General features: G+C 76.0%; 2 protein-coding genes. Both read left to right on the top strand.

What is annotated here, in order from left to right; translation table 11 throughout:
- Nucleotides 1-861 (top strand): beta-ketoacyl reductase (locus VGR37_07555; protein ID HEV2147243.1); only part of this gene is annotated, 861 nt, incomplete at its 5' end.
- A gap of 2 nt (nucleotides 862-863) precedes the next feature.
- Nucleotides 864-2534, top strand: a 1671-nt coding sequence (locus VGR37_07550) for a polyketide synthase (protein HEV2147242.1), incomplete at its 3' end; no start/stop codon positions are given.

Raw genomic sequence — 2534 nt, 5'->3', positions numbered from 1 at the left:
CCCCTCGACTTCTTCGTCCTCTTCTCCTCCGTGGCCTCGCTGCTGGGCACCCGCGGCCAGGCCAACTACGCCGCCGCCAACGCCTTCCTCGACGCGCTGGCCCGGAGCCGCCGCGCGCGCGGGCTCCCCGCCCTCAGCGTGCAGTGGGGCCCGTGGGGCGAGGTGGGGATGGCCGCGGCCGGGGGCGAGGCCGCCGCCCGCCGCCGCGCCGAGGAGGGCTACGGCGAGATCGCCACGGCGGAGGGGCTCGGGGCGCTGGAGTCGCTCCTCTCGGCCGGTGCGGAGTGCGCGGCCGTGCTCCCCATGCGCTGGCCCCGCTACCTGTCCCGCTTCGCGCCCGGCGCCGTCCCTCCCCTGCTGGAGCACCTGGCGGGCGAGGGATCCCCGGCGGCCCCGCGGCAGCACACGAACGGGGGCGGACCCTCGTTCCTGCGGCGGCTGGAGGCTGCGCCTGCCGCGCGCCGCCCCGAGCTGCTGGAGGAGCACGTCCTGGCGCAGACGCGGGCGGTGCTCTCGCTGGACGGGTCCTACCCGCTGGCGCCCTCGCAGCGGCTCTTCGAGCTGGGGATGGACTCGCTGATGGCGGTGGAGCTGCGCACCCGGCTGCAGGCATCGCTGGAGCGCCCGCTCCCTGCGACCCTCCTCTTCGAGCACCCCACGGTGGAAGGGCTCTCCCGGCACCTGGGCGCGGAGCTGGGCCTGGACGGCGCCGCGGAGGAAACGGCGCCCGCGGAGGACGGGCTGGTCGGGGACGACGGTGCCGGGCTGCTGGCGGGGATCCGGGAGCTGAGCGAGGAGCAGGTGGACGCCCGCCTGGCGACCCTGCTGAACGACACGTCCTGGGAAGACGACTGGACCTGACGATGAGCGACGACCGCACCCTCACCCTGTCTGACAAGCAGCGCCTCCTCCTCGCCCTGGAGGAGATGAAGGCGAAGCTCCACGCCGCCGAGCAGGCGCGCCGCGAGCCCATCGCCGTGGTGGGGATGGGGTGCCGCTTCCCGGGCGGCGCCGACTCGCCCGCGGCCTTCTGGCGCCTGCTGCGCGACGGCGTGGACGCGGTCCGCACCGTCCCGGCGGACCGCTGGGACGCGGACGCCTGGTACCACCCGGACCCGGACGCGCCGGGGAAGGCGTACGTCCGCGCCGGCGGCTTCCTGGACGACGTGCGGGGCTTCGACGCCGGCTTCTTCGGGATCGCGCCGCGCGAGGCCCATTCGCTGGACCCGCAGCAGCGCCTCCTCCTGGAGGTGGCGTGGGAGGCGCTGGAGGACGCCGGGATCGCCCCGGAGCGGCTGGCCGGGAGCCAGACCGGGGTGTTCGTGGGGATCATGAACCACGACTACTCCCGCCACCTGATGGACGTGGACCGCCCGGAGCGGATGGACGCCTACGTGGGTTCCGGGGTGGACGCCAGCTTCCCCGCCGGGCGGCTGTCGTACGTGCTGGGGGTGCACGGCCCCAGCATGGTCGTGGCGACGGCGTGCTCGTCGGCGCTCGTCTCCGCCCACCTGGCCTGCCAGAGCCTGCGCAGCGGCGAGGCCGACCTGGCGCTGGCCGGCGGGGTGAGCCTGATGCTCTCGCCCGACACCAACGTGGTGCTGTCGCGCATGCACGCGGTCTCGCCGGACGGGCGCTGCAAGACCTTCTCGGCCGCGGCGGACGGCTACGGGCGCGGCGAGGGGTGCGGGGTGGTGGTCCTCAAGCGGCTTTCCGATGCCCGGCGCGACGGCGACCGGGTGCTGGCCGTCATCCGCGGCTCGGCCGTGAACCACGACGGCCCCAGCGGCGGCGTGACCGTCCCCAACGCCGCGGCGCAGCAGGCGGTGCTCCGCCGCGCCCTCGCCAGCGCCCGCGTGAAGCCCGCGGAGGTGGGCTACGTGGAGGCGCACGGCACGGGGACGCCGCTGGGCGACCCCATCGAGCTGCGCGCCCTGGCCGCCGTGATGGGCGAGGGACGCCCGGCCGACGCGCCGCTCGCCGTCGGCTCGGTGAAGACCAACGTCGGCCACACGGAGGCCGCGGCGGGGGCGGCGGGGCTGATCAAGGCGGTGCTGGCGCTGGAGCACGAGGAGATCCCGCCACACCTGCACCTGGGCGAGCGCAACCCGCACGTGGAGTGGGACAGCCTCCCCCTCACCATCCCCACCGAGCGCACCCCCTGGCCGCGCAACGGGCGGCGCCGCGTCGCGGGCGTCAGCTCCTTCGGCCTGAGCGGCACCAACGCGCACGTCGTCCTCGAAGAAGCTCCGGTCCCGGAGGACTCCGGGCCCGCCGACGCGCCCCGGCCGCCCTTCGTGCTCCCGCTCTCGGCGAAGTCCGAGGAAGCGCTCGCGGCGCTCGTCGGCCGCATGGAGCAGCATTTCTCGGAGCATCCGGAGCAGGACGCGGCGGACGTGTGCTTCACCGCGGCGACCGGGCGCAGCCACTTCGCGCACCGGCTGGCGCTGGTCGGCTCGGATGCGGAGGAGCTGCGGGCGCGCCTGGCCGAGCACGGCGCCGGGGGCGACCCGGTGGGCCTCTACCGGGGGCAC

The organism is Longimicrobiaceae bacterium (genome assembly GCA_035936415.1).
GTDB lineage: Bacteria > Gemmatimonadota > Gemmatimonadetes > Longimicrobiales > Longimicrobiaceae > JAFAYN01.
The sequence above is the reverse complement of the archived record's forward strand: the minus strand, read 5'-3'. Positions and strand labels throughout refer to the sequence as shown.